The 1,665-nt window shown below is 67.5% G+C and carries 1 protein-coding gene; it reads left to right on the forward strand.

Going from position 1 to position 1,665, the window contains the following annotated elements; all coding sequences use genetic code 11:
* Positions 1-55: 55 nt before the first annotated feature.
* The coding region (locus tag L0P92_RS44270; protein WP_234768786.1) for an ISAzo13 family transposase at positions 56-1,665 on the forward strand (1,610 nt) is incomplete at its 3' end.

A 1,665-nucleotide genomic window follows, 5' to 3' on the forward strand; every position in this document is an offset into this window, starting at 1 on the left:
AGGGCTCGCAGAGAATCAAGGTGTTGCTTCCCGTGATGCGGCTCGTTGTTGTGATATGAGCGTCTCCGATGAGGTCCGTGGCCAACTCGCTGTGAAGTTCGGGGTGTTGTTCCCGCACCTGGACGAGCGGCAGCGGCGACTGCTGATGGGGGCCGAGGCCAGGATCCTGGGGCACGGCGGTATCCGGGCGGTCGCGCGGGCGGCCCAGGTCAGCGAGACGACGGTCCGAAAAGGTGTGGACGAGCTGGAAGCCGGTGAGGAGCTTCTGGGCCGGGTACGCAGGCCCGGTGGTGGCCGCAAGAAGGCCGTGGACCTTGATCCGGGTCTGCGGCCCGCGCTGCTGGCCCTGGTGGAACCCGATGAGCGGGGCGATCCGATGTCGCCGCTGCGCTGGACGGTGAAGTCGACCAGGAGCCTTGCGGCCGAGCTCTCCCGTCAGGGGCACAGGGTGAGCGCGGACACGGTCGGGGACCTGCTGCGTGCGGAGGGCTTCAGCCTGCAGGCCGGGGCCAAGACCATCGAGGGCAAGCAGCACCCGGACCGGGACGCCCAGTTCCGCTACCTCAACGAGCGGGCCAGAGAGCACATGGACGCAGGCCAGCCGGTGATCAGGGTGGACACGAAGAAGAAGGAACTCGTCGGCGACTACAAGAACGCCGGCCACCAGTGGCGGCCCGAGGGTGAGCCGGTACTGGTCAAGACGCACGATTTCCTGGACCGGCGGGGACCGGGCAAGGCGATCCCGTACGGGATCTACGACATCGCCGCGAACACCGGCTGGGTCAGTGTCGGCACCGATCACGACACCGCCGCGTTCGCTGTCGCCTCGATTCGCCGTTGGTGGCAGGCCCGAGGCCGGCACGAATACTCGGCCGCCACCCGTCTGCTGATCACCGCGGATGCGGGCGGGTCCAATGGCTACCGCACCCGCGCCTGGAAGACGGAACTCGCCGCCCTGGCCGCGGAGACGGGCTTGGACATCACGGTCTGCCACATGCCGCCGGGCACCTCGAAGTGGAACAAGATCGAGCACCGGCTGTTCTCCCACATCTCCATGAACTGGCGTGGCCGCCCGCTGACCAGCCACGACGTCATCGTGAACAGCATCGCGGCGACCACCACCCGCACCGGTCTGACCGTTCACGCCGAACTCGACCCGGGCACCTACGACACCGGCATCAAGGTCACCGACAGCGACATCGAAGCCCTGCCCATGCACCGGCACCGCTTCCACGGCGACTGGAACTACACCCTCCACCCGCACCCTCGCGACACCACAGCCACAGCCGATGCGGCCAAGAACCCGCGATCAGCCGGCCCATCCCCACAGCCCGGCACTGGCTGTCTGCGCAACCCGGAACTGACCGGGATGCCCGAACCGGCACTGGACGAACTCGTCGACCAACTCACCTCGAAACTCGATGAGTTACGGGAGCAAGGACGGCTCCAGCAACGAGGAGGTGAGCGCATCCGTGCTCGCGGCGCAGGGGCCAAGGACAAGCTGACCACCGCCGACAGAGTCCTGGCCACCGTGCTCTACCTGCGCAAACTCGGCACCCAAGACCTGCTCGCCCAGCTCTTCGGAGTCAACGGCAGCACCCTCACCAGGGCCGTTCACCAAGTCCAGCCCCTCCTGGCCGAGCACGGCCACACCATCCCACCCTC

Source organism: Streptomyces muensis (genome assembly GCF_021474425.1).
Lineage (GTDB): Bacteria > Actinomycetota > Actinomycetes > Streptomycetales > Streptomycetaceae > Streptomyces > Streptomyces muensis.